This is a genomic window from Pseudomonas mosselii, from assembly GCF_019823065.1.
Classification (GTDB): Bacteria; Pseudomonadota; Gammaproteobacteria; order Pseudomonadales; family Pseudomonadaceae; genus Aquipseudomonas; species Aquipseudomonas mosselii.
Window position 1 is genome coordinate 4,211,368 of record NZ_CP081966.1, and the last position, 19,329, is coordinate 4,230,696.

The window sequence follows — 19,329 nt, forward strand, 5'->3', positions numbered from 1 at the left end:
GCGACAGGGCCATGGCACATGGGTTGCTAAGACTGTTGCATGCAGCCATCCGCGATCGCCCGAGGATTTTCGTGAACACAGCCCTCCCGACAACGCCCCTGGCCTGGGTCAACGGCAGCGACGCGCCGGAAAAGCCCAGCCTGGACATCGGCTTCATGGCCCTGACCGACTGCGCCTCGGTGGTGGTCGCTGCCACCCAGGGCTTCGCCCAGCAGTTCGGCCTGACCCTCAACCTGCGCCGCCAAGCCTCCTGGGCCGGGCTGCGCGACAGGCTGGTCAGTGGCGAGCTGGACGCCGCCCACTGCCTCTATGGCCTGGTGTACGCAGTACACCTGGGCATCGGCGGCGTACCTGCCAGCCCTTTGGCCGTGCTCATGGGCCTGAACCAGAACGCCCAGGCCATCAACCTCTCCCCTGCACTGCAACGCAAAGGCGTGACCAGCCCCGAGGCACTGGCGCGGCTCGTGCACCAGCAGGGTGCGCGATTGACCTTCGCCCAGACCTTTCCCACCGGCACCCATGCCCTTTGGCTGTACTATTGGCTCGCCAGCCAGGGCATCCACCCGCTGCACGACGTCACCAGCGTGGTAGTGCCGCCGGCGCAGATGGCCCCCCACCTGCAGGCCGGGCGCATCGACGGCTTCTGTGTCGGCGAACCCTGGTCAGCGGATGCCCTCGCCAGGGGGCAGGGCTTCACCCTGGCCACCAGCCAGTCGATCTGGCCCGATCATCCGGAAAAAGTCCTGGCCAGTGCCCACGGCTTCGTCGAACAGTACCCCAACAGCGCTCGGGCACTGATCAAGTCGGTACTCGCCGCCGCGCGCTTCATCGAGCAGAGTCAGGAGAACCGTCGTGGTACCGCGCAACTGCTCAGTGGTAGCGCCTACCTGAACACCCCGGTCGGCAGCATCGAGCCGCGCCTGCTCGGCGACTACCAGGACGGCCTGGGCCATCGCTGGCACGACCCTCACGGCCTGCGCCTGTTCGACCAGGGTCGGACCAACCTGCCTTACCTGTCCGACGGCATGTGGTTCATGACCCAGTTCCGCCGCTGGGGCCTGCTGCGTGACGACCCGGACTACCTGGCAGTCGCCAGCCAGGTGCAGCAGTTGGCGCTGTACCGCGAGGCTGCCACGGCGCTGGGCGTACCCTGCGCCGACCCGCCCATGCGCAGCAGCCTGCTGATCGACGGCAGCCGCTGGGACGGCAGCGACCCGCATGGTTATGCGCGCAGCTTCCACTTGCACGCCCTGGACGCGGCGCCCGACGCCCGCGTCCGTCGCTGAGGACACGGGCATGTTGCGCATCCTGCTGATCGACGACACGGAAAAAAAGGTCGGCCGCCTCAAGGCTGCCCTGATCGAGGCCGGCTTCGAAGTAATCGAGGCCGGCAGCCTGAGCATCGACCTGCCCGCCTGTGTCGAAACAGTGCACCCGGACGTGGTGCTGATCGATACCGAGTCACCGGGCCGTGACGTGATGGAGCAGGTGGTGCTGGTCAGCCGCGACCGCCCGCGCCCTATCGTGCTGTTCACCGACGAGCATGACCCCGGCGTGATGCGCCAGGCGATCGAGGCCGGGGTCAGCGCCTATATTGTCGAGGGCATCCAGGCCACGCGCCTGCAACCAATCCTCGACGTGGCCATGGCCCGCTTCGAAAGCGATCAAGCGCTCAAGGCCCAATTGCTGGCCCGCGACCAGCAGTTGGCCGAGCGCAAGCGCATCGAGCAGGCCAAGGGCTTGCTGATGAAAATGAAGGACTGCAACGAGGAACACGCCTACACCCTGATGCGCCGCCAGGCCATGAGCCGTCAGCAGAAGCTGATCCAGGTGGCGGAACAGATCATCGCGATGTCGGAGATACTGGGCTGACGCCAGCAGACTTGGCCCGGCTCTTGCTGAAATCGCCCCGGTAGCCAACGGCGGTTGCCCCCATACCCCCGACAAAGACGTCGCTCGCCCTTCCACGGCCGTGGACCGGGCAGCGGCGTCTTTTCGTTTCCGCGCCCAACGAGGTGTTCGATGAATACGAGCTTCTGGAAATCCGGGCATGTGCCCACGCTGTTCGCCGCCTTCCTGTATTTCGACCTGAGCTTCATGGTCTGGTACCTGCTCGGCCCCCTGGCGGTGCAGATCGCCGCCGACCTGCAGCTTAGCGCCCAGCAACGGGGGCTGATGGTGGCCACGCCGATCTTGGCCGGCGCGGTGCTGCGCTTTGCCATGGGGCTACTGGTCGATCGCCTGTCGCCCAAGACCGCCGGGCTGATCGGCCAGTTCATCGTGATCGTCGCCCTGGCCTGCGCCTGGCACCTGGGCGTTCACAGCTACGAGCAGGCGTTGCTGCTGGGCGTGTTCCTCGGCTTTGCCGGGGCCTCATTCGCCGTATCCCTGCCGCTGGCCTCGCAATGGTATCCGCCCCAGCACCAGGGCAAGGCCATGGGCATCGCCGGCGCCGGCAACTCCGGCACGGTGTTCGCCGCGCTGCTGGCCCCGGCGCTGGCGGCGGGCTTCGGCTGGAACAATGTGTTCGGCTTCGCCCTGCTGCCCTTGCTGCTGACCCTCGTCCTGTTCGCCCTGCTGGCGCGCAATGCACCGCAACGTCCAAGGCCCAAGGCAATGGCCGACTACCTCAAGGCATTGGGTGATCGCGACAGCTGGTGGTTCATGTTCTTCTACAGCGTGACCTTCGGCGGCTTCATCGGCCTGGCCAGCACCCTGCCCGGCTACTTCAGCGACCAGTACGGCCTGAGCCCAGTGACCGCGGGCTACTACACCGCCGCTTGCGTGTTCGCCGGCAGCCTGATGCGCCCCCTCGGCGGTGCCCTGGCCGACCGCTTCGGCGGAATTCGCACCCTGCTGGCAATGTACGGCGTGGCCACCGTGTGTATCGCCGCAGTGGGCTTCAACCTGCCCAGCGCTGCGGCGGCCCTGGCCCTGTTCGTCAGTACCATGCTCGGGCTGGGCGCCGCCAACGGCGCGGTGTTCCAACTGGTACCACAGCGCTTCCGTCAGGAGATCGGCGTAATGACCGGGCTGATCGGCATGGCTGGCGGCATCGGCGGTTTCCTGCTTGCCGCAGGCCTGGGCACCATCAAGCAGCATACCGGCGACTACCAGCTCGGCCTGTGGCTGTTCGCCAGCCTCGGCCTGCTGGCCTGGGTCGGCCTGCATGGTGTCAAGCAACGCTGGCGCACCACCTGGGGCTCGGCGGCGATCACCGCCGCGCGGGTCTGAGGCCGCGCCATGAGCCTGCAACTGAGCTTTGCCCAGGCCAGCGCCACCGGACCTCGCCCGGAAAACCAGGACGCCCTGCGCCTGGTGACCCCCGCGCCGGAGCTGGCCGCCAGCAAAGGTTACTTGTGCGCACTGGCCGACGGCGTCAGCCAGTGCGCCGATGGTGGCCTGGCGGCGCGCTCCAGCCTGCAGGCCCTGGCCTTGGACTACTACGCCACGCCCGCCACCTGGGCCGTGACGCAGGCGCTGGAGCGCCTGCTCACGGCGCAGAACCGCTGGTTGCGTGCCCAAGGCAATGGCCAGCCACTGCTGACCACCCTCAGCGCCCTGGTGCTGCGCGGGCGGCGATTCACCCTGGCCCATGTCGGCGATTGCCGGGTGTATCGCTGGCAAGCCGACCAGCTGCACTGCCTGAGCCAAGACCATGTCTGGGACCAGCCTGGCATGCAGCACGTGCTCAAGCGCGCGCTGGGGCTGGACCAGCAACTGCTGGTGGACTACCTGGAAGGCGACCTGTGCGAAGGCGAGTGCTTCGTGCTGCTCAGCGACGGCGTGTGGGCCAGCCTGGGCGATGCGCACATCCGCGCGATCCTGCGCGAACAACCCGACCTGCAGATGGCCGCCGAAACCCTGGTTGCCAGTGCCCACCATTGCGGCAGCCAGGACAACGCCAGCGCCTTGCTGGTGCGAGTAGATCAGCTGGGCGCCAGCAATCTGGGCGACACGCTGGCGCAACTCCAGCACTGGCCGCTGCCAGGTGCGTTGCGTGACGGCCAGTCGATCGATGGCTGGCAAGTCGACGGCCTGCTGGCCCAGAGTCGGCAATCGCTGCTGTACCGGGTCCGCGACCCGCACGACCAACCCTGGCTGCTCAAGACCCTGCCGCAGTCACGCGACCAGGAGCCCGGGGCCGCCCAGGCGCTGCTGCTGGAAGAGTGGTTCCTACGCCGTGTCGCCGGCCGTCACTTCCCTGAGGTGCACCCGGCCAGTCAACGCCAGCATCTGTACTACCTGATGCGCGATTACCCCGGCACGCCCCTCAGCGGACAGCCCCCGCTGCCGCTGGCGCAATGGCTGGAGGTCGCCCGCCAGCTGCTGCAAGCCGTCGGCGTGCTGCATCGGCGCAACCTGCTGCACCGCGACATCAAGCCGGAGAACCTGCACTACGGCAGCGATGGCCAGTTGCGCCTGCTGGACTTTGGGCTGGCGTACTGCCCTGGGCTTTGCGAAGACCCGCCCCATGCCTTGCCGGGCACACCCTCGTTTCTCGCCCCGGAAGCCTTCGACGGCCAGCCCCCCGCGCCGCGCCAGGACCTGTATGCAGTGGGCGTGACGCTTTACCACCTGCTCACCGGCCATTACCCCTACGGCGAGGTCGAGGCGTTCCAGCGGCCGCGTTTCGGTACGCCAGTGAACCCGGCGCGTTATCGGCCGGATCTACCGGAATGGTTGCAGCGTAACCTGTTGCAGGCGGTGGCCGCCGACCCCGCGCAGCGGTTCGAGACCGCAGAGCAGTGGTTGCTGTTGCTGGAGCGGGGAGATCGCCAGGAGCTGACCGAGCGGCCACGGCCGCTGCTGGAGCGCGAGCCGTTGAAGGTATGGCGAACGATTGGGTTGGTGTCACTGCTGTTGAACATGGTGTTGTTGCTGGTGCTGCTCAAGCCCTGAGCGCATTCGCGAGAAATCGCAGGCAAAGAAAAACCCGGCCAAGGCCGGGTTTTTCGTGAAGCGTCAAACCAATTACTTGGCCTGGGCTTCTACCTGAGCTTCTACGCGACGGTTGACGGCGCGACCAGCTTCGGTGGCGTTGTCGGCGACCGGACGGGTCTCACCGTAGCCAACCGAGTCAACACGGCTCGATTCGATGCCGTACTGCTGGGTCAGGACTTGCTTGACAGCGTTGGCACGACGCTCGGACAGCTTCTGGTTGTAAGCGTCTGGGCCGACGGAGTCAGTGTGACCTTCCACGGTGGTGGTGGTCTGTGGGTACTGCTTCATGAAGTCAGCCAGGTTCTTGATGTCGCCGTAGCTGTTTGGCTTGACGACCGACTTGTCGAAGTCGAACTTGACGTCCAGTTCAACGCGAACGACTTCGGCAACAGCCGGGCAGCCATCAGCGTCAACGGTAACGTTGGCTGGGGTGTCAGGGCACTTGTCGACGTTGTCGCAGACGCCATCGTTGTCGCTGTCGGAGCAGACTTCGGCGACCGGAGCCGGCGCAGGAGCGGCTTTCTGGCCACCGCTACCACCGAAGTTCAGACCCAGACCGACGGTCGGGCCCCACTCGGTGTTGCCGTTGTCGATGTTGTACATGGCTTCGACGCCGGCACGGGCGAAGAACATGTCGGTGATGTACCACTTGGCGCCAGCGCCAACGTTGGCGAAGGTGGAGTGGTCACGGCCGTTACGAGTGGCCTGGCCCAGGCTCTCGTGAGCGAAACCAGCGGAAACGTACGGACGCAGGGCGTCACCGACGGTACCGAAGTGGTAGGTGGCGTCCAGCTTGGTCTTGGAGCCTTTGATGTCTTTGTTGAAGACTTCGCCACGCGCGTTGTGGGTCTCGTTGTAGCCCAGGTCCAGGGAGACGTCGTCGGTCAGGAAGTAACCGAGGCGGACACCTGGGTTGGTGCCGTCGTTCTTGAAGTTACGTTCGCTGTCGTAGTACTGCTTGGTGACGTTGCCTTCGATTTCGACAGCGCCTTGGCCTTGAGCCAGAACGCCGAACGAAGTAGCGGCCACGAGCGAGCCAATGGCCAAGCCCAAGGTGTTTTTCAATTTCATCCGTTAAATCCCCATCTGGTGATAGTTAAGCAGTCCCACCAAAATCCGGGGGGACAACTCGACGGCAAGTCTAGCAGAACTTGCCGATTGGTTAGAGGTATTTGCTGACAACTAAGTTTCAGCCAGGCCTGCAAATTTCTCTCTAAGCTTGTCGAGCGCACGCTTGTAGCGCATCTTCGTGGCGCTCAGGCCCATGTGCATGATGTCCGCGATCTCCTGGAATTCCAGCTCTGCGACAAATCGCAGCACCAGGATTTCCCGGTCGATCGGGTTCACATGCACCAGCCATCTGTCCAGCCCGCCTTTTTCCTCCGGCTTCGGTGCCTTGTCCTCGGACGCCTCTTCGACAGGGTCCAGACTCAGGGCATCCATCAGCCGGCGCTTGCGACGCTCCTTGCGGTACTGGGTGATGCATTCGTTGTAGGTGATGCTGTAGAGCCAGGTCTTGAACTTGGACTTGCCCTCGAAGTTCTTCAACCCGTAGAGCACCTTGAGCATCACCTCCTGACAGACATCGTCGGCATCCCGATCGTTCCCCAGGTAGCGCGCGCAGACGTTGAACAGCGTGCGCTGGTAGCGGCGCATCAGCTCCTCGTAGGCGCGGGTGACGTGAAACAGCTCCTCATGCGATCGCGCCACCAACTCCTCGTCGGTGAGCTCGCGGGGGTCATAGCGCATGGGCGGCGAATGAACTTTATTCAAAACGGATCTGGCCGACAGTCAGGTCAATGTCGCCGCTCGGCCCCTGGGCCGATTTTTGCGGCGGCATACATTAACAGCTTTTGCGCGGTTAGCGGCTATTCACGCGCTGCTCGAGCAGCTCGCGATTAGACAGCGACACCAGTTCGCCCTCATCGGTCAGCAGGGTCGTCTTGACCGTGCCGATCTCCTCGATGTGGCCTTCGACCTCGCCAATGCGCACCTGCTGGCCGACCTGGTACAGCTCGCGCACATAGATGCCGGCCAGGATCTGCCCGGCGATTTCCCGGCTGCCCAGCCCCATCGCCAATGCAATTGCCAGACCAACGGTAATCAAGCCAATGACGATCACGTGGTTCAGCAGGTCGGTCTTGACCTCGAGCTGGCTGATGGCCACCGAGATGCTGATGATGATCACCAGGCCCTGGGCGATGCGCCCGACGCCGGCGGCGTATTCCAGGCCAATGCCCTCGGCGGCACCGCGCACCAGGCCGTTGACCAGTTGCGCCAGAAGCACGCCGGCCAGCAGCACCAGGGCCGCGCCAAACACCTTGGGCAGGTACAGGGCGAGCATGTCGAGGGTCGCCGAGACCCGCTCGAGCCCCAGGGATTCGGCGGCCGAGACCAGGAAGATCAGCAGCACGAACCAGTAGACGATCTTGCCGATCAGGGTCGAGATCGGCACCTGGATGCCGACCCGGGCGAGCATCTTGGTCAGCCCGGTGCCGCTCATCAGGCGATCCAGGCCGAACTTGGCCAGCACCTTGGACAGCAGGGTGTCGAGCAGCTTGGCCACGACGAAACCAAGCAGCACCACCACCAGCGCGCCGAACAGGTTGGGGATGAAGTTCGCCACTTTGGTCCAAAGGGCAGTCATGGCGGTGACCAAGCTCTGGGTCCAGAGATCGAGTTCCATATTCAATCGGCCTTATCTGCGTTGCTGCCGGCGGCAGGTTTGCGGGTAGAGTTGCGACGGACCGGCGCGACGTGCGCCGAACCATTGTTCACGGCGATCAGCAGCGCCTGGCTCCAGCGGCCAAGCAGGCTGAACAGATCACCCGCGCCGACCTGGCGGTTGGCGGTCTTGAGCACGCGACCCAGGCAGGCGGCGTCGTCGCGGTCCTGGCCGGACGGCGACGCCTTGAGCAGGTCGCGCAGGGATTCTTCAAACGGATCGTGCATGGGCACCTCGCGCAATGTCAGTCAAAGACGAGGGCTGGTGACGACGGGTCACACCTGCCACTGGGACGAATGTTTCAAATTGCCTCCGCTGGCCACTACTCAGGGACCGCTGCGCGCCCCATCGCGACACAAGGCCGCTCCCACAGGCAAACGCGATCCCTGTAGGAGCGGCCTTGTGTCGCGATGGGCTGCGCAGCGGCCCCTTCGATGTCAAACCCACCGCAACCGCCGAAACATCCACCACTGCCCTGCCGCCAGCCCCAGCACGACGATGCAGGCGAACAGGAAGCCGTAGGGGTTTTCCGCCCCCGGAATTCCGCCGACATTGATGCCAAGCAGCCCGGTAACGAAGCTCATGGGCAGGAATATGCAGGTGATGATGCCGAACCGGTACATGGTCCGGTTCATCCGCTCGCTGCGCCGCCGGTCCTCGCTTTCCAGCACCAGCGCGGCGCGCTCGCGGGCCAGCTCGAGCTCTTCGAGGTAGCGGATCAGGCTGTTGTTCAGCTCGTTCCAGTAGTCCCCATCGGCATCGGCGAACCAGCTGTATTTATTGCGCGACAGCTGGGCATAGATGTCGCGCTGGGGGGCTAGGAAACGCCGCAGGCCGGCGGCGCGGCGACGGATCTGCTGCAGGCTGCCCTGGGCCGGAGAATACCGTTCGTCGGATTCTGCCTTTTCTTCTTCCAGATCGACCGCTTCTGACAGGTCACTGACCAGCGCCTGGACCTTTTCGGTCAACAGCTCGCCCATCAGCAACAGCAGTTCGGAGGCAGTCTTCGGCCCCCTGCCCTCGTCCAGTTGCTGCAAGACCTCGTCACTCGCCCGCAGGGGCCGCAGACGCAGGGAAATGACCCGCCGCGCCTCGGCGAAGATACGCACCGAGACCATGTCCTCGGGCTCGGCGCCCGGGTTGAGGTTGACCCCACGCAGGAACAGCAGCATCTGCTCGTCGGCCAGCGGCAGCAGGCGCGGGCGGGTGTTCTCCTCCAGCAGCAGCTCGCAGGCGAACTCGCTGAGGCCACTGTCGTGGAGCAACCAGGTGCGGGTCTGCGGGTGACTGCGATCCCAGTGCAGCCACAGGCTTTCCTGGGGCTGCAATTGCAGGTCGTCCAGCTCGGTGCGGGCGATCGAGCGCGCGCCACCCTTGCCATCGAGCACCAGGGCATGCACCAGGCCCCACTGCGCGTTGTCTTCCTCGAACATCAAAGCTCCATCGGTGTACGGCGCGTCACTCGGGCATCTTCAGCGGGCTTGGCGAGACCAGCACGCCGTTGTTGTCGGCATACACGTACTCGCCCGGGCGGAAGGTCACGCCGGCGAAGGTCACCGCGACATTGAGGTCGCCGATGCCGCGCTTGTCGGTCTTCATCGGGTGACTGGCCAGGGCCTGGATGCCGACATCGGTCTGCGCCAGCACGTCCACGTCACGCACGCAGCCGTAGATCAGCAGGCCTTCCCAGCCATTCTTCGCGGCCTTCTCGGCGAGCATGTCGCCCAGCAGCGCGCGGCGCAGCGAGCCGCCGCCGTCGACCACCAGGACCTTGCCCTTGCCGTCGAGTTCGACCTGCTCCTTCACCAGCGAGTTATCCTCGAAGCACTTGATGGTGACGATCTGGCCACCGAACGAGTCGTGGCCGCCGAAGTTGCTGAACATCGGTTCGAGCACCTGGACCAGGTCCGGGTAGGCGTCGCACAGGTCGGGCGTTACGTAATGCTGCATGGGAAACTCCTGTCAGTCACAACGAAAGCGGATGTGGAGCAAGGCTACACCGCAGGAGGCCGGCAGTCATCCGGGACCGAGCAGTCAGTTCGCCTTTACCTGCGAAGATGCCGACACGCAATCAATTGGCGGGCACCGGCTCCATCACCACCGTCGAGGCATGCACCGGCACCCGCGGATCCCTCAACCAGCGCTCCACCAGCGGCCACACCTGGGTTTGCGCCGCCTTGCTGACCAGCATGTCGACATGTCCGAAGGCCTCGAAGCCCTCCTCGCGCCCCAGGCGCAGGAATTGCCTGGCGTCACCGCCGAACTGCTCGAACAGCTTGCGACAGGCCCACACCGGGTCCTGGAAGTCGCCGGCCCCGGCCACCGCCAGTAGCGGCACCTCGACCTCGGCCAGGCCCGCCCACCAGTCCTTGTCCTTGTCGCCGAAGCGGCCGAACAGGCCATTCCAGCGCAGGCTCTCCAAGGCCAAGCCGATGGGTTCGTCCTCAGGGCCACGCTTGAGGCGCGAGCCCGAGATCTGCGCGAAGCGCTTGAGCAACACCCGCGCGCCCCACTCCACCGGCGGCACTTTCAGCGGCCAGTAGACCCGGCTGACCTGGGTGCCGAACAGCGCCGCACTGGCCACCAGCGCGGTATCCAGGCAACCGCTGCCCAGGGCCGCCGCCAGGGTGGTGCCACCCAACGAGTGGCCGACCCAGTGCGGCGCCTGCCCAGCCTGCTCGCGAACGAAAGCGCCAATCACCGGCAGGTCGTAGCGGGCATAGTCGGCCACGCGGTTCTGCCGCCAGTCGCGGTTGCGCGGCGACAGGCCATGGCCGCGCATCTCCGGAATCCACACATCGAACCCGGCGCGGGCCAGGTAGGCGCCCAGGCCGATGCCCTTGGGCGAGTACCAGAAGCGCCGGTTGGAAAAACTGCCGTGCAGGAGGATGACCGGCACGCCCTGGGCGCGATCCTGGTCGGCCAGGCCCAGGCGGGTGACGGCCAGCTCGACGCTCGGGTCGGGGCTGTTGCCGGCCTTGATCCGATAGACATCTTCGCTGAGGTCGCCGCGGCGCTCGGCACTGAGCAACGCGACGGGGAATTGGGTGGAGCTGCTTTGCATGGGTTCACGAAAAAACAGGTGACTTGAACGTGGGAGCGGGCTTGCCCCGCGATTGAGCCAGACCTGCAGACACTGCTGTCCCATCTGGCGCTATCGCGGGGCAAGCCCGCTCCCACAGTGTGTTGCCTTCAGCGCATCAGGCCGCGCCCTGGCCCTCGGCCAGGAAGAACCAGGTCTCGAGCACCGAGTCCGGGTTCAGCGACACGCTCTCGATGCCCTGCTCCATCAGCCACTTGGCCAGGTCCGGGTGGTCCGACGGGCCCTGGCCGCAGATGCCGATGTACTTGCCGGCCTTGTTGCACGCGGCGATGGCATTGGCCAGCAGCTTCTTCACGGCCGGGTTACGTTCATCGAACAGGTGAGCGATGATGCCCGAGTCGCGGTCCAGGCCCAGGGTCAGCTGGGTCAGGTCGTTGGAGCCGATGGAGAAGCCGTCGAAGTACTCGAGGAACTCTTCGGCCAGGATCGCGTTGGACGGCAGCTCGCACATCATGATCACGCGCAGGCCGTTGTCACCGCGGGCCAGGCCGTTCTCGGCAAGCAGGTCGACAACCTGGCTGGCTTCGCCCAGGGTACGCACGAATGGCACCATGATCTCGACGTTGGTCAGGCCCATCTCGTTGCGCACCCGCTTCAGCGCACGGCACTCGAGCTCGAAGCAGTCACGGAACGACTCGCTGATGTAGCGCGAGGCACCGCGGAAGCCCAGCATCGGGTTCTCTTCTTCCGGCTCGTAGAGCTTGCCGCCGATCAGGTTGGCGTACTCGTTGGACTTGAAGTCCGAAAGGCGCACGATGACCTTTTTCGGGTAGAAGGCCGCAGCCAGGGTGCTGATGCCCTCGACCAGCTTCTCGACATAGAAGCCGACCGGGTCGTCGTAGCCGGCGATGCGCTTGTCGACGCTTTCCTTCAGTTCCGGCGGCAAGCCGGCGTAGTTGAGCAGCGCCTTGGGGTGCACGCCGATCATGCGGTTGATGATGAACTCCAGGCGCGCCAGGCCGACACCGGCGTTGGGCAACTGGGCGAAGTCGAAGGCGCGGTCCGGGTTGCCGACGTTCATCATGATCTTGAACGGTAGCTCCGGCATGGCATCGACCGAGTTCTGCTTGACGTCGAAGCCCAGCTCACCTTCGAAGATGAAGCCGGTATCGCCTTCGGCGCAGGATACAGTGACGCCCTGACCGTCTTTCAGGACCTGGGTGGCGTTGCCGCAGCCGACGACAGCCGGGATGCCCAGTTCACGGGCGATGATCGCCGCGTGGCAGGTACGCCCGCCGCGGTTGGTGACGATGGCGCTGGCGCGCTTCATCACCGGCTCCCAGTCCGGGTCAGTCATGTCCGAGACCAGCACGTCGCCCGGCTGGACCTTGTCCATTTCCGAGACATCGTTGATCACGCGGACCTTGCCGGCGCCGATGCGCTGGCCGATGGCGCGGCCCTCGACCAGCACGGTGCCTTTCTCCTTCAGCAGGTAGCGTTCCATGACATTGGCGCTGGAGCGGCTCTTCACGGTCTCAGGGCGGGCCTGGACGATGTACAGCTTGCCGTCGTCACCGTCCTTGGCCCATTCGATGTCCATCGGGCGCTGGTAGTGCTGCTCGATGATCATCGCCTGCTTGGCCAGCTCGTTTACCTCGGCGTCGCTCAGGCAGAAGCGCGCGCGCTCGGCACGCTCGACCTCGACGGTCTTGACCGAACGACCGGCCTTGGCCTCGTCGCCGTAGACCATCTTGATCGCCTTGCTGCCCAGGTTGCGGCGCAGGATCGCCGGGCGGCCGGCCTGCAGCGTCTGCTTGTGCACGTAGAATTCGTCAGGGTTGACCGCGCCCTGCACCACGGTCTCGCCCAGGCCGTAGGCGCCGGTGATGAACACCACATCGCGAAAACCCGACTCGGTGTCGAGGGTGAACATCACGCCGGCGGTGCCGGTCTCGGAGCGGACCATGCGCTGCACACCAGCGGACAGGGCCACCAGCTTGTGGTCGAAGCCCTGGTGCACGCGGTAGGAAATGGCGCGGTCGTTGAACAGCGACGCGAACACTTCCTTGGCCGCGCGGATCACGTTGTCGACGCCACGAATGTTGAGGAAGGTCTCCTGCTGGCCGGCAAAGGAGGCATCCGGCAGGTCTTCGGCGGTGGCCGAGGAACGCACGGCCACCGCCATGTTTTCATTGCCGCCGGCCATCTCGGCGAAGGCCGTACGGATTTCCGAATCCAGGCGCGCCGGGAAATCGGCTTCCATCACCCACTGGCGGATCTGCGCGCCGGTCTTGGCCAGAGCGTTGACGTCATCGACGTCCAGCGCATCGAGCGCCGCGTGGATGCGGTCGTTGAGGCCACTTTGTTCGAGAAAATCGCGGTACGCCTGAGCCGTAGTGGCAAAGCCGCCCGGCACCGAGACACCGGCACCTGCGAGGTTACTGATCATCTCGCCCAGGGATGCGTTCTTGCCCCCCACATGCTCCACATCATGGACGCCGAGCTTATCGAGGGAAACTACGTACTCTACCAAGGTGATCTCTCCACTAACTGTATTGGAAAAGCTCAAGGGCGCCCGCCTGCCTGACTGACTGGGCCGGACGCTTGTGGCCTGGACCTGGAAAATAAGTGAGAATGCCGAGCAACCGCGTTCGGCAAACCGAACCTATCATATCCAGAAATCTTCGGCAGCTTAAGGCCCCCAGGTGCAAATGAAACGAACCGCGTTCTTCATCTCCGACGGTACCGGCATCACTGCAGAAACGCTGGGCCAGAGCCTGCTCGCACAATTCGAGAGCATTCCGTTCAATAAATTCACGCGCCCCTACATCGACACGCTGGACAAGGCCCGGGCCATGGTCCAGCAGATCAACGCCGCGGCCGAGCGCGACGGGGTGCGTCCGATCATTTTCGACACCATCGTCAACCAGGACATCCGCGAGGTCATGGCCACGTCCAATGGCTTCATGATCGACATCTTCTCGACGTTTTTATCCCCGCTCGAGCAGGAATTGACCGCCCATTCGTCGTATTCCGTGGGCAAGTCCCACTCGATCGGTGGCAATTCCAACTACATGGAGCGCATCGAGGCGGTCAACTTTGCCCTCGACAACGACGACGGCGCGCGCACCCACTATTACGACAAGGCCGACCTGATCCTGGTCGGTGTGTCGCGCTGCGGCAAGACCCCGACCTGCCTGTACATGGCCATGCAGTTCGGCATCCGCGCCGCCAACTACCCGCTGACCGAGGACGACATGGAGCGCCTGCAACTGCCGGCGGTGCTGAAGAAGCACCACAGCAAGCTGTTCGGCCTGACCATCGACCCCGACCGCCTGACCGCCATCCGCCACGAGCGCAAGCCCAACAGCCGCTACTCGAGCTTTGCCCAGTGCGAGTTCGAGGTGCGCGAGGTGGAGAACCTGTTCCGTCGGGAGAACATTCCCAACATCAACTCCACGCATTTCTCGGTGGAGGAGATCTCGGCGAAGATTCTGGTGGAGAAAGGCGTGGAGCGCAGGTTCAAATAACACACCGTTCCCACAGAGATTGTGCCAGCAGATATGAAAAAGCCCCGGCATCACTGCCGGGGCTTTCTTTTACCTCAACGCCAGGCTCAGGACGGAATCACCGCCGCCTGCCCGCTCATCGCCAGGTCGACCAGCTCGCGGTTGGCCACCGCGTACATCGCATAGTCGGTGCCGCTGGCATTGCGCAGGTCGTCGAGCATGGCGCGCCAGCGCTCGACCATCACCCGGTGCTGCTCGCACCACAGCGCCACCCGTGCATCCATGTCTTGCGGCGCGTCGGCCATCTGCAACACCGAGATGGTGATCGCCCGCTGCTGCAGGTCGATGTCGTCGCGGAACGCCTCACGGGCCAGGGCCTGCCAGTTGTTCTCCACCGGCAGGTTGCTGATTTCCTGCAGGTACCAGGTCAGGTCCAGCGAGCTGCCCACGGCGAAGAAGGCCTTGGCCACCTGCGCCGGATCGTGACCGGTGACGTCCGAGGCCTCGATGATCGGCAACAGGGTGTACAGGTGGGTGGTGCCCGCCACCATGCGCGCCAGCAGTTCCGGCACGCCGGCCTCGACGAAGCCTTGGTAGCGGACCATCCAACGCTCACGGGTCGGACCTTCCAGCAACTCGTCCAGTTTCAGGCCCAACTGGGCGATCTTCGGCCCGAAGTGGGCGACATCGCGACCCGCGTCCTGCTCGTTGCGACGGCTGCGCAGGAACCAGCGGGTGGCGCGGCGGCCCAGGCGCATCAGCTCGTCCATCAGGGTCAGCTGGATCTCGGCAGGGACTTGGTAGTCCAGAGCCTCGATCTGGCGGAACCAGTGCGGCAGGTGGAAGATGTCGCGCACGATCACATAGGCGCCGGCGACGTTCGCCGGGCTCATGCCGGTGGACTCCTTCAGGCGCTGAACGAAGGTGATGCCCATGTTGTTGACCAGATCGTTGGCGATCTGGGTGCTGACGATCTCGCGCTTGAGGCGATGGCGGCGCATCGAGTCGGCGAACTTGCTTACCAGCGACGGCGGGAAGGCCGTTTCCATGTCACGGGTCAGGTAGTCGTCGTCCGGCACCAGCGACTTGAGCAGTTGCTCCTTGAGATCGATCTTGCTGTACGAGATCAGCACCGACAGCTCGGCGCGGGTCAGGCCGTGACCGGCCGCCAGGCGCTCGGCCAGTTGCTCTTCGGTGGGCAGGAACTCGATGGCGCGGTCCAGCTTGCCACGGGCCTCAAGGTCGGCCATCAGGCGCTTGTACTCGGCGATTCGCTCTCGGGCGCGACGGGCAGCCAGCGACAGCGCTTGCGTCTGCTTGTAGTTGTTGCCCAGCACCAGCCCTGCGACTTCGTCTGTCATGCTGCCCAGCAGCTGGTTGCGCTGCTTCTCGGTCATGTCGCCACCCTGCACCACTTCGTTGAGCAGGATCTTGATGTTGACCTCGTGGTCGGAGCAGTCCACGCCGCCGGCGTTATCGATGAAGTCGGTGTTGGTGGCGCCGCCGTTGAGGCCGAACTCGACCCGGCCGAGCTGGGTCATGCCCAGGTTGCCGCCCTCGCCCACCACCTTGCAGCGCAGCTCGTTGCCGTTGACGCGCAGGGCGTCGTTGGCCTTGTCGCCGACATCAGCGTGGCTTTCGCTGCTGGCCTTGACGTAGGTGCCGATACCGCCGTTCCACAGCAGGTCCACCGGCGCCTGCAGCAACGCGTGCAGCAGCTCGGTCGGGGTCAGGCGGTCGGCCTCGATGGCGAAGCGTTCCTTCATCTGCGGGCTGATGGCGATGCTCTTGGCGCTGCGCGGGAAGATCCCGCCGCCTTCGGACATGATGCTGGTGTCGTAGTCGCTCCAGGCCGAGCGCGGCAGGTCGAACAGACGCTTGCGCTCGACGAAGCTGGTGGCCGGATCCGGATTCGGATCGATGAAGATGTGCAGGTGGTTGAACGCGGCCACCAGTTGCAGCTTGTCGGACATCAGCAGGCCGTTGCCGAACACGTCGCCGGCCATGTCGCCGACACCGACCACGGTGATCGGGTCTTCCTGCACGTTGATGCCGCGTTCGCGGAAGTGACGCTGCACGCCGACCCAGGCACCACGGGCGGTGATGCCCATCTTCTTGTGGTCGTAGCCAGCCGAGCCGCCGGAGGCGAAGGCGTCGCCCAGCCAGAAGCCATAGTCGATGGCGATGCCGTTGGCGATGTCGGAGAAGGTCGCGGTGCCTTTGTCGGCCGCCACCACCAGGTACGGATCGTCCTCATCGTGACGCACCACGTTGGCCGGCGGCACCACTCCACCGTCCTTGAGGTTGTCGGTGATGTCGAGCAGGCCGGAGATGAAGATGCGGTAGCACGCCACGCCTTCGGCGGCGATTTCGTCACGGCTGCCGCCCAGCGGCAGGCGGCGCGGCAGGAAGCCGCCCTTGGCGCCCACCGGCACGATCACCGAGTTCTTCACCTGCTGAGCCTTGACCAGGCCGAGCACTTCGGTGCGGAAGTCCTCTTCGCGATCCGACCAGCGCAGGCCGCCGCGGGCGACGTTGCCGAAGCGCAGGTGCACGCCCTCGACCCGTGGCGAATAGACGAAGATCTCGAATTTCGGCACCGGTTTCGGCAGTTCCGGGATCAGCTTGGGGTTGAACTTGAAGCTGAAGTACGACTTGTTCTGGCCGTTGGCGTCCGGCTGGTAGAAGTTGGTGCGCAGGGTGGCCTTGATCAGGTCCAGGTAGCGACGCAGGATGCGGTCCTCGTTGAGTACCTGGACCTCGTCCAGGGCGCTGAGAATCGCCTGCTCCAGGCGCTGTTGCTTGTCGTCCAGGTCCTCCTGGGTCAGCTTGCGCGCCAGGTAGAAGCGGGTCTTGAACAACCGGGTCAGCTCGCGGGCGATGTCGGTGTGGTTGTTCAGGGTGCTGGCGATGTAGCCCAGATCGAAGCCCAGGCGAATTTGCTTGAGGTAGCGGGCATAGGCGCGCAGCAGCGCCACGTCGCGCCACGGCAGACCAGCAGTCAGCACCAGGCGGTTGAAGGCATCGTTTTCGGCGTCGCCCTTGACGATATGGACGAAGGCGTCCTGGAAGGTGTCGTTGAGCTGCTGGATATCAAGATTGAGGCCTTCGCTGTAGGTGAAGGCGAAGTCGTGGATCCAGAACTCGCGGCCGCTGGCGTGGCGCAGGCGGTACGGGAACTCGCCGAGCACGCGCAGGCCGAGGTTTTCCAGGATCGGCAGCACGTCCGACAGCGCCAGCGGCGTATCGGCGTGGTACAGCTTGCAGTGCAGCTGGCGCTCGCCCAACTGGGTCAGCGGCTGGTAGAAGCTCATGGCCAGCGGCTTGGCTTCGGACAGGTTCAGCACATGCTGCATGTCGACCACGGCCGAGTGCGCGGCGAAGCGCTCACGGTAGCCGGCCGGGAAGCCTTTCGGGAAGTCGGCCAAAATATTGGTGCCGTGGGCCTCGCCGAAGTTCTCCACCACCAGCGCCGAGAAATCGTCCTGCCACGAACGGCAGGCCTGGATCACTTCGTTTTCCAGCTGCTGCGGATCGATGTCGATGCGGTTCTTCGGGTCCACCCGCAGGATCAGCTGCACGCGGGCCAGCACCGACTCGGAGAAGAAGGTCCAGAACTCGCAGTCGGTGGCCTTCAGGCGCTCCATCAGCACCTGCTGGATCTTCTGCCGCACCTCGGTGGAGTAGATCTCACGTGGCACGTAGGCCAGGCAGTAGCAGAAGCGGCCGTACGGGTCCTTGCGCAGGAACACGCGGATCTTGTTGCGCTCCTGGATCTGCACGATCGACATGACAGTGCTGAGCAGTTCGTCGACCGGGGTCTGGAACAGGTCGTCGCGCGGCAGCACCTCGAGGACCTGGGCCAGCTCCTTGCCCAGGTGGGCTTTGGGGTCGAAGTTAGAACGGCGTTCGACCTCGGCGACCTTGCCACGGATGTACGGGATGGTGTGCACGCTCTCGCCGTACACCGACGAGGTGTACAGGCCCATGAAGCGGCATTCCTTGATGACCTTGCCGTCCTGGTCGATCTGGCGGATCGACACGTAGTCCGGGTACGCCGGGCGGTGCACGCGGCTTGGCTGCGAGGCCTTGGCGAACGACAGCAGGCGCGGCTCGCGCAAGTAGGCGACGGCGTAGTCCTCGATGCGCAGGTCGTCGGCGCCCAGGCCTGCGCGCAGCAGGCGGGCCAGGCCCAGGAACGAGGCCTCGTCGTAGACAAGGTGGCCGCCGTCGGCATCGGACTCGACAGTAAACTCCTCGTAGCCGAGGAAGGTGAAGTGGTTGTCCAGCAGCCACGACAGGAAGCTCTTGACCTCGGCCTTGTCGTTCTGCGCCGGGCCGAAGGCGTTCTGCTCCACCAACTCCAGCAGCTCGCGGATCTTGGCTTTCATCGGCTCGAAGTCGGCGACCACGCCGCGCACTTCGGCCAGCACCTGCTCCAGCTCCATGCTCAGGGTGTTGAGCTCGGCGGCATTGGCGCAGCGGTCGATCTCCAGGTACATCAGCGACTCATGGCTGACGCCCTCGCCCTGGGTGCCTTTTGGCAGCAGCTCGACCAGCTCGCCCTTGGCGCCGCGGCGCACGCTGAGCACGGTGGTCTGCAGGGTGTGGATGCTGTAGCCGCGGCGGTTGAGTTCGGTGCGCACCGAGTCGACCAGGAATGGCAGGTCGTGGTGCAGCACCTCGACCACGGTATGGGTCGATTGCCAGCCGTGGCGTTCGTAATCAGGGTTGTAGACCCGCACCTGCGGGTGTTCGGGGTCGAAGCGCTCGATGATGCGCCAGGCGGACAGCGTGCAGCCGGCAAGGTCCGACAGCCTGCGCTGAGTGAGTTCGTCCAGAGAGATGATGCCGAAGAACTGCTCGGCGAACAGCGCCACTTGTGGCAGGGACTGTTCGCTGATGTGCTGCGCCAGGGCCGTCTGCAGTTGATGCTGGAAGTCGGCTTTGCTGGCTGCGGTGAAAAACGCCATCTGTGGTACTCCGCTTGGGCTTTGTTATAGGTGAAGCGTCGCGTACGTCCGCCGGGTACGGATCAACGATAGCCAACCCGCGGCAAGCCGGACGGTAAAACCAGGCGTTGGACATGAACGTCATGTCCACCGACT

General features: G+C 64.7%; 14 protein-coding genes. 5 read left to right on the plus strand and 9 right to left on the minus strand.

Annotated features, from left to right (window positions below; translation table 11 throughout):
- The first annotated feature begins 11 nt into the window (after positions 1-11).
- From K5H97_RS19555 to K5H97_RS19570, 4 genes are all read left to right on the plus strand, one after another.
- The gene (locus K5H97_RS19555) at positions 12-1,286 is read left to right on the plus strand and encodes a CmpA/NrtA family ABC transporter substrate-binding protein (RefSeq protein WP_155952735.1); all 1,275 of its coding nucleotides are present in this window, start codon (positions 12-14) and stop codon (positions 1,284-1,286) included.
- A gap of 10 nt (positions 1,287-1,296) precedes the next feature.
- Positions 1,297-1,872, plus strand: coding sequence for an ANTAR domain-containing response regulator (locus K5H97_RS19560; protein ID WP_028692944.1), 576 nt, complete (start codon positions 1,297-1,299; stop codon positions 1,870-1,872).
- A gap of 150 nt (positions 1,873-2,022) precedes the next feature.
- Positions 2,023-3,234, plus strand: a complete 1,212-nt coding sequence (locus K5H97_RS19565; RefSeq protein WP_028692943.1) for a nitrate/nitrite transporter — start codon at positions 2,023-2,025, stop codon at positions 3,232-3,234.
- A gap of 9 nt (positions 3,235-3,243) precedes the next feature.
- Positions 3,244-4,902, plus strand: coding sequence for a bifunctional protein-serine/threonine kinase/phosphatase (locus K5H97_RS19570; RefSeq protein WP_028692942.1), 1,659 nt, complete (start codon positions 3,244-3,246; stop codon positions 4,900-4,902).
- A 72-nt stretch (positions 4,903-4,974) separates the two neighbouring features.
- On the opposite strand, the gene K5H97_RS19575 is transcribed toward K5H97_RS19570, so the two are convergent.
- From K5H97_RS19575 to ppsA, 8 genes are all read right to left on the minus strand, one after another.
- Positions 4,975-6,015: an OmpA family protein gene (locus K5H97_RS19575; RefSeq protein WP_028692941.1), complete on the minus strand. Its 1,041-nt coding sequence runs from the start codon at positions 6,013-6,015 to the stop codon at positions 4,975-4,977.
- A gap of 111 nt (positions 6,016-6,126) precedes the next feature.
- Positions 6,127-6,693 carry an RNA polymerase sigma factor SigX gene (gene sigX, locus K5H97_RS19580; protein ID WP_036986838.1) on the minus strand — a complete coding sequence of 189 codons (567 nt, stop codon included), beginning with the start codon at positions 6,691-6,693 and terminating at the stop codon, positions 6,127-6,129.
- A gap of 112 nt (positions 6,694-6,805) precedes the next feature.
- Positions 6,806-7,630, minus strand: a complete 825-nt coding sequence (locus K5H97_RS19585; RefSeq protein ID WP_028692939.1) for a mechanosensitive ion channel family protein — start codon at positions 7,628-7,630, stop codon at positions 6,806-6,808.
- A 2-nt stretch (positions 7,631-7,632) separates the two neighbouring features.
- Entirely contained in the window at positions 7,633-7,896 is a 264-nt protein-coding gene (locus tag K5H97_RS19590) for a hypothetical protein (RefSeq protein WP_028692938.1), read from the minus strand.
- Positions 7,897-8,106: 210 nt separating this feature from the next.
- Positions 8,107-9,102, minus strand: a complete 996-nt coding sequence (locus K5H97_RS19595) for a zinc transporter ZntB (RefSeq protein ID WP_028692937.1) — start codon at positions 9,100-9,102, stop codon at positions 8,107-8,109.
- Between the two features lie 25 nt (positions 9,103-9,127).
- On the minus strand, positions 9,128-9,619 hold the full coding sequence (rraA, locus tag K5H97_RS19600) for a ribonuclease E activity regulator RraA (RefSeq protein WP_023630330.1): 492 nt from the start codon (positions 9,617-9,619) through the stop codon (positions 9,128-9,130).
- A 121-nt stretch (positions 9,620-9,740) separates the two neighbouring features.
- Entirely contained in the window at positions 9,741-10,733 is a 993-nt protein-coding gene (locus tag K5H97_RS19605; protein WP_028692936.1) for an alpha/beta fold hydrolase, read from the minus strand.
- A 136-nt stretch (positions 10,734-10,869) separates the two neighbouring features.
- A complete protein-coding gene (gene ppsA / locus K5H97_RS19610; RefSeq protein ID WP_028692935.1) occupies positions 10,870-13,245 on the minus strand; it encodes a phosphoenolpyruvate synthase in 2,376 nt (791 codons plus the stop codon).
- A 178-nt stretch (positions 13,246-13,423) separates the two neighbouring features.
- Between ppsA and ppsR the strand changes: the two genes are divergently transcribed.
- Positions 13,424-14,242 carry a posphoenolpyruvate synthetase regulatory kinase/phosphorylase PpsR gene (gene ppsR, locus K5H97_RS19615; RefSeq protein WP_028692934.1) on the plus strand — a complete coding sequence of 273 codons (819 nt, stop codon included), beginning with the start codon at positions 13,424-13,426 and terminating at the stop codon, positions 14,240-14,242.
- A gap of 86 nt (positions 14,243-14,328) precedes the next feature.
- On the opposite strand, the gene K5H97_RS19620 is transcribed toward ppsR, so the two are convergent.
- A complete protein-coding gene (locus tag K5H97_RS19620; protein WP_028692933.1) occupies positions 14,329-19,194 on the minus strand; it encodes an NAD-glutamate dehydrogenase in 4,866 nt (1,621 codons plus the stop codon).
- Positions 19,195-19,329: the final 135 nt, after the last annotated feature.

Excerpts from the sequence above, each read along its gene's own strand:
- K5H97_RS19555 (WP_155952735.1), top strand. The coding sequence starts at position 12 with ATGGCACATGGGTTGCTAAGACTGTTGCATGCAGCCATCCGCGATCGC.
- K5H97_RS19560 (WP_028692944.1), top strand. The coding sequence starts at position 1,297 with ATGTTGCGCATCCTGCTGATCGACGACACGGAAAAAAAGGTCGGCCGC.
- K5H97_RS19565 (WP_028692943.1), top strand. The coding sequence starts at position 2,023 with ATGAATACGAGCTTCTGGAAATCCGGGCATGTGCCCACGCTGTTCGCC.
- K5H97_RS19570 (WP_028692942.1), top strand. The coding sequence starts at position 3,244 with ATGAGCCTGCAACTGAGCTTTGCCCAGGCCAGCGCCACCGGACCTCGC.
- K5H97_RS19575 (WP_028692941.1), bottom strand. The coding sequence starts at position 6,015 with ATGAAATTGAAAAACACCTTGGGCTTGGCCATTGGCTCGCTCGTGGCC.
- sigX (WP_036986838.1), bottom strand. The coding sequence starts at position 6,693 with ATGCGCTATGACCCCCGCGAGCTCACCGACGAGGAGTTGGTGGCGCGA.
- K5H97_RS19585 (WP_028692939.1), bottom strand. The coding sequence starts at position 7,630 with ATGGAACTCGATCTCTGGACCCAGAGCTTGGTCACCGCCATGACTGCC.
- K5H97_RS19590 (WP_028692938.1), bottom strand. The coding sequence starts at position 7,896 with ATGCACGATCCGTTTGAAGAATCCCTGCGCGACCTGCTCAAGGCGTCG.
- K5H97_RS19595 (WP_028692937.1), bottom strand. The coding sequence starts at position 9,102 with ATGTTCGAGGAAGACAACGCGCAGTGGGGCCTGGTGCATGCCCTGGTG.
- rraA (WP_023630330.1), bottom strand. The coding sequence starts at position 9,619 with ATGCAGCATTACGTAACGCCCGACCTGTGCGACGCCTACCCGGACCTG.
- K5H97_RS19605 (WP_028692936.1), bottom strand. The coding sequence starts at position 10,733 with ATGCAAAGCAGCTCCACCCAATTCCCCGTCGCGTTGCTCAGTGCCGAG.
- ppsR (WP_028692934.1), top strand. The coding sequence starts at position 13,424 with ATGAAACGAACCGCGTTCTTCATCTCCGACGGTACCGGCATCACTGCA.
- K5H97_RS19620 (WP_028692933.1), bottom strand. The coding sequence starts at position 19,194 with ATGGCGTTTTTCACCGCAGCCAGCAAAGCCGACTTCCAGCATCAACTG.